Source organism: Gracilinema caldarium, assembly GCF_029265695.1.
GTDB classification, from domain to species: domain Bacteria; phylum Spirochaetota; class Spirochaetia; order Treponematales; family Breznakiellaceae; genus Gracilinema; species Gracilinema caldarium_A.
On the sequence record NZ_JAJUHW010000076.1, the window covers coordinates 1 to 6,207 of the forward strand.

The window sequence follows — 6,207 nt, forward strand, 5'->3', positions numbered from 1 at the left end:
CAAACTGGTCTATACTTATTTGTTCATTTAGATCAGCGCCTTCGGTAAGCTTGAGCAGCTGCTGCTTATTAATCTTGAGCCTATGAGATATCGAATGGGCCAAAATATACAGAAGAAGAACATTGATAGTCAAACCAAAAATCATGAGGAGCAGCAATTCTCCCAAAAAGCTTGTAACCCCGCCTGACTGAACAAATCTGAACCATCCGTATGAAGCACTTCCAACAAGAACGCTCAGGAAATATGCCCCCGCAATTCCCGTCAAAACAATTTTAGTCTTTATACTTAGTTCCCGCTCGGACCGATCAAAACTATAAATACCAAGCTTCTTTTTTAAGGGGAGCAGGAAGAGATCTATAACAGAAAGTTCAAAGAGGGCTGCCATAAGACCAAAGGCGCTGTTAAGGGCGATAACGACTCCAAACAGGGGAGCATCATAGACAGCAGGCCCCAGTCGATTGCTTATGAACATTACAATCGCAGGACCAATAATAAATCCGATTATATTCACCACAATTAAAAGCAGGGTAACCCTGGCGCTGGTCTTTTTTGCCTTTGCAAGCAGCGACGCCTGTTCAGCTGCGGATATGAGATTATTTCCAGACGATGAAGTTATGTGATAGAGGGGGCCCAACAGCTTGTATAAAAACAGGGCTGCAATCCCGATAAGCAGCGTCGATATAGTAAGAAATATACCTAAATTATCAAAAAAACTTGTCCATTTATGAATGACAAAGAGGCTGTTGATGACCCGCATAATAAAAATGGTGAGGTATGAAATAAAAACGATAGTCAGCACCGATTTTACGCGAAACAAGTTCATAAAAGCTCCTTGGGCACCTGTAAACTACTACCATTATAATGCATGAATTGTTATTTGTGGGTTGATTCCCAAAGCACCACACCTTCCTGGTCTATTTCCGCCTTGAGAAGCTCCGGCATAACCTATCGATGTCTCCGCCTGATTTTTCATCATGCACCCTGCTTCCGAAGAGCAGGACCGTAACAGGGCCAAAGACAGTCTGAATTGATGAAAGGAGCTCGATTTTTAAGGTTTCGGGGAGCCGCATGGTAGAATTTCCGGCTTTGCGCAAGAGCGGAGGAGCGGTTTTTGAGGAGCCACTGAACGCACCCCCCCGATGCGGGAGGCTGATATCGCCATCCCGCCCCGCCGCCATCAGCGCTCTACCAGTAGTACCACAGAACCCGTCCCTGAAAGTTCATCCCCCGGGCCGAGCCCCGCTTGGTCCAAAAGGCTTCGGACCCTAGTGGTCGCTCCATGGCCTGCAAGTGCTTTCCAGGTCTCTGCTTGTACCGGCTTTTCGTCCCGGTTAATGAGTACATGGAGATATGTTTTTTCCAGTTCAAGGTTGATGACCAGCAGTCCTGGATGGGCCGGATCGGTTCGGTATGTTCGCTTACCTTCGCCAAAGACCTGCCAGTATTCCCGTCTGAGCTTAACAAGGGATGCAACAAAGCGGAAAAAAGCGTGCTCATCCGGTTTCGGATCCCAAATCATGCAGCGGCGGCAGTCCGGATCATGACCTCCTTCCAGGGCGTACTCGGTACCGTAATAAATACAGGGTGAACCGGGGAGCGCAAAAAGCAGCGTTAGAGCAAGCTTTGCCTTTTCCCGACTTCCCATACGGGTCACAAGCCGGTCCGTGTCGTGGGAATCCAAAAGGTTAAAAGCAGACCTAAGTACCGTGTGGGGATACATAAAGGAGATACTGTTGATGCGATGAACGAGGTCTGCAGCAGTCGGACTCCAGGGCTTTGTTAAAAGATAGTCCGTGATGGCAGTACCAAAGGGATAGTTCATCACCGCATCATACTGTTCACCCCTGAGCCAGGGCAGCGCGTCGTGCCAGATTTCTCCTACAATGTAAGCATCGGGCTTTGCCGCCTTGACCCGCTGGCGGAACTCTCGCCAAAACGCATGGTCAATTTCGTTAGACACATCGAGCCGCCATCCATCAATATCACATTCTTTTATATAATACTCTGCTACGGAAAGGAGGTATTCCTTAACCTCGGGGTTAGTGGTGTTGAATTTTGGCATCCGGGTTGTAAAGGCAAAGGTCTCAAAGTTTGCGTCCCGGCTGTCTCCGGTATCCTTACCTTTTGGAAAGAGGGGAAATGCATTGATGTGGAACCAGTCCTTGTAACGGGATTGTTCACCCTTTTCAACCACATCCTTCCAGGGGCCGAAGGTTTTGCCACAGTGGTTAAAGACCGCGTCCAACATAAGCCGTATTCCTCGTTTGTGGCATTCTTTCACAAGTTCTTTCAGATCTTCCTCGGTACCAAAGGCAGGGTCTATCTTGAGATAATCTTCGGTGTCGTACTTATGCACCGAGGGGGACGTAAAAATGGGGGTAAGGTAAATTCCCGTACAGCCTAGGCTTGCAATATGGTCTAGACCTTCGATAATACCCCTGAGGTCTCCGCCGTAAAATTCATGGTTTGACACGTGGCCTCGCTGCCAGGGCTTGGTACCTGCGGGATCGTTAGCGGTATTTCCATTACGGAACCGTTCAGGAAAAATCTGGTACCAGATAGTTCCCGCAACCCATTCAGGAGCACGGTACACATCTACATCATTGATATAGGGAAACACAAAGGCATTCCAGTAATCCCCTGCAGGACTTCCTTCTGGTTCAGCACCACTTTTAATAAGCCCCTTCTCGCCGTAATCGTACATTGAGCCATCGGCAAAGGTAATCCTAAAAAAATACCGAGCCCGTTTATAGGGAGGTGTCCACCGCACTTCCCAGAAATCCCGTATTCCATCGGTGCCTATCTTCTCTACCGGTGTTGGAGCGCATCGCCAGTGCCAGGTCCCACCGTCCGCTTCGGGCCGCCGGCCCCAATCGTGGGGATCCCCCGCCCATAATTGTATAGAAGAAATATCATCTGCTGCACACTGCAGCCTGATAACAAGACTCGTTCCATCAGGAGAATAACAAAAAGAATCCGTTGCTCTGTGATATACCGCAGCTCCACCCATACCTACTCCTACATATAAAAAACTCTTGACGGTTTGCATTTTACACCTTATGCTATATATAAGTAAACCGTTTTAGTGGTTTAATTCTAGGAGGATTTATATGAAACGATTCGTAGCACTGGTACTGGGTATCAGTCTTGTTGCGGGTGGTGCCTTTGCACAATCCAAGGCAGTCTGGCGCGGCAATCAGTTCCAGATTGAAAAAGGAGCCAAGATCCGACTCGGTGTAGATAACGACAACCTTGGCAAGGCGATTGTTGCTCTCTGGGACAAATTGCACCCTGAAGCAGCTGGTGCAGTAGAATATGTCAACTTTGGTGCTGCTGGCGGTACAGATCAGATCACCGCACTGCAGGGCGAAGCCCCCGATGTAGCCCTCGTTATCGACGGCGAAGTGAGCCGCAACGAGCAGTCTTTGCTCGCCCTTGATGCAGTTATTACCAAGGCTGCAAAAAGCTTTGCCATGGAACCCTTCTATTCTGGCGCTAATGGTAAAACCATTAAATTTGTACCGGTAGCCTATGACGGTATGGCATTTGCATGGAATAAATCCATGATGGAAGCCCTGAAGTTGGACATTACCGATAAGAATAAAGACGGCCTCCCCGATGCTTTTGATACCTGGGAAGAAATTTTTGACCTGGCTAAAAAATGGCAGGCTAATCGCCCAACCTACAAGGGTAAACCAGTAAATATCGTATACCCCATGTCTCTTGACGAAGTCTGGTCCGGATATTCCAACCTCTCCGCTGGCAACTGGAAGATTTTCCCCACCAAAGATGCTGCAAATCCCGGTTTTGACCAGGATGGATTCCGCGCAGGTCTTGAGTTTATTAAAGCTGCTTCTGATGCTATGATCAGTGTAGAAGCCAATGGTGTAAAGACCCCCGGTGCTTCCATGACTTGGCGCTGGGACGATGCGCTCAACAACGAAACCGCTCCCTTCTTCCTGGTTGGTACCTGGATGGATGTTAATGCTGCTGAAACTAAGGGTGGTTATGATATTAAATTCGGCCCCATGCCCACTTGGAAGAGTGTCCGGCTTACTCCCTTTGTAAAGACCAAGGGCTGGGTCATCAATGGCTTTACCAAATATCCTTCTGCTTCCCACGAATTGTACCGGATTCTCTTTACCAAGGATGGTATGCAGACCATGGTAAACAACTCAGCTTATATCCCAGCTCTTAAGGCAAAGGCTACTAATACTCCGAGCTATCGGAATGATCCCAACAAGGCCGAGATGTCCGCAGCCTTCGCGTTCAACTATCCGGAACCCACGGTAACCCTTCCTGCCAATCCCAAGAAGAAGGCTATGGACGGATACTATGGCATTGGCCTGAATCTTGAACTCCGGGCTGTATGGGATGGAGAAAAGACCCCTGCAGATGCACAAGCCAATGTAGTAAAACTGTACAATAAGTGGTACGAAGAAAACAATAAATAAACATAGTCATTAAACGAACCGCAACGTTTAATGGAGTTTTAATATAAGGAGCTTTCCCTGCGGAAGCTCCTTTTTTTGAATTTTCTGGGGCCTTTGGTCATTTTTAATGTAACTAACCAAACCCCTTCTGTTTATTTTACAGCGCACTAATCCACAGGTGTGCAAATACATACAAGCTCGACCGTAGAGGACGCAAGACCTTGCGGGAGGAGGATTTAATGGAAAAGCATTCAGGGATACCCACGGCCGAAACGGGACAAATTAATAAAGGCTCTGCTCTTGCAGTAGCGGCCGCGTCCCTCCTCTTGCCTGGATTGGGACAGTTGCTGAACAAACAAAAGACAAAGGCCATTGCCTGGTTTTTGGTTCCTGTTTTACTGTTTACCATAGAAATCTCAACATCCCAGTGGGGAAAATATATACAATTGATGAGCGGGAAAGTTCCTAACGAACTTATCTCAAACAACTATGCTGAGGCAAACAACAACAACCAGAACAACACGAGCGTAGAACAAGCAGACTCGCTTGGAGCTCTCTTTGCTGCAGAAGAGGAAGCAGAAGCTACTGCATCAGAGAGCGGAGATCCCTTTGCAGATGCGGCAGCTACAGAAGGCTCAGGTGATCCTTTCGCAGATGCGGTAGATGCTGAAGGTTCAGGGGACCCCTTTGCAGATGCTGCAGCATCAGACAGCTCAGGAGATCCTTTTGCGGGCATAGCATCTGAAACTGGAAATCCTTTCGCTTCAGTAACGGAAGATAGCACTACCACAGATTCCCAAGCCAACTATTTTACTGCCAAATACTTATACCCTAATTACTTCATAGAAGGGGAAAAACATTATCCGATAAGGGACTTTGGAGGTTTTTTCACCAAAGGCCTCTGGGGTCTGTTTACACTCGGCCGTTTGACTATCGACACCAATTATGCTGGCGGTACAATTGAACTCTATAACAAAATTGTACCCTGGCTTACCGCAGATAACTCTATTGTCCTCATGGGTAATGGCCTTATAACCATGGCTGTTCTCGTTGTTTTTATTACCCTTTGGATTCTCGGTATTATAGACGCATATCGTACTAATATCAGATTCCAGCAGACTGGTGTAAAGGAGAGTTCAAAAGAATTTTGGCTCCGGATCTGGGATAGCCTCTATGTCTATGTTGTTTCAGCCCCTGCCTTTGTCATGATCCTCTTCTTTACCGTTATTCCGATTTTCTTTACCTTCCTCCTGGCCTTTACGAACTATACCTACAAGATAAAACTTGGAGCAAAGCTTATTGAATGGGCAGGTTTTAATACCTTCTCGTTCCTAGCTATGGACCCAGGCTGGCTTTCCATTTTTGGTCAGATTTTCCTCTGGACTGTTCTATGGGCAGTCATGTCATCTTTTACGGTGTATGGACTTGGCTTCTTTAATGCCATGATTGTTGAGTCACCATTGGTAAACCACAAGCGAGTGTGGCGCACCATTATGATTCTGCCCTGGGCTATTCCGTCCCTGGTAAGCCTCATGATGTTCCGGAATGCTTTTGACAAGGATGGCCTTGTAAATCAGTTCCTCTTTGCCACTGGGCTCATGGAACCGGTATCCAATTTTCTTTTTCACATTGGACTCGCCGGTAAGGCAGATCAGCCGATTTTCTGGTTCCAGCCCATTTACAATGGCCGGCTAGCCCGCTTTGTGGTTCTTATGGTTAACCTTTGGCTTGGAGCCCCCTATCACATGATGATGATTATCGGGACCCTGGCAAC

4 protein-coding genes are annotated in these 6,207 nt (G+C 47.5%); 2 read left to right on the forward strand and 2 right to left on the reverse strand.

The window, feature by feature from the left end:
- Both Q7P68_RS13765 and Q7P68_RS13770 read right to left on the reverse strand, forming a co-directional pair.
- Window positions 1-823: hypothetical protein (locus Q7P68_RS13765; protein ID WP_304226629.1), on the reverse strand; the 823-nt coding region annotated here is incomplete at its 3' end.
- 354 nt (window positions 824-1,177) lie between these two features.
- Window positions 1,178-3,010, reverse strand: a complete 1,833-nt coding sequence (locus Q7P68_RS13770; RefSeq protein WP_304226631.1) for a glycoside hydrolase family 13 protein — start codon at window positions 3,008-3,010, stop codon at window positions 1,178-1,180.
- Between the two features lie 100 nt (window positions 3,011-3,110).
- On the opposite strand from Q7P68_RS13770, the gene Q7P68_RS13775 reads away from it, so the two are divergent.
- Both Q7P68_RS13775 and Q7P68_RS13780 read left to right on the forward strand, forming a co-directional pair.
- On the forward strand, window positions 3,111-4,454 hold the full coding sequence (locus tag Q7P68_RS13775) for a type 2 periplasmic-binding domain-containing protein (protein ID WP_304226632.1): 1,344 nt from the start codon (window positions 3,111-3,113) through the stop codon (window positions 4,452-4,454).
- A gap of 218 nt (window positions 4,455-4,672) precedes the next feature.
- Window positions 4,673-6,207: carbohydrate ABC transporter permease (locus tag Q7P68_RS13780; RefSeq protein ID WP_304226634.1), on the forward strand; the 1,535-nt coding region annotated here is incomplete at its 3' end.

What these genes read in the sequence shown, in the direction of transcription:
- Q7P68_RS13770 (WP_304226631.1), bottom strand. Translation starts at nt 3,010, where the DNA reads ATGGGTGGAGCTGCGGTATATCACAGAGCAACGGATTCTTTTTGTTAT.
- Q7P68_RS13775 (WP_304226632.1), top strand. Translation starts at nt 3,111, where the DNA reads ATGAAACGATTCGTAGCACTGGTACTGGGTATCAGTCTTGTTGCGGGT.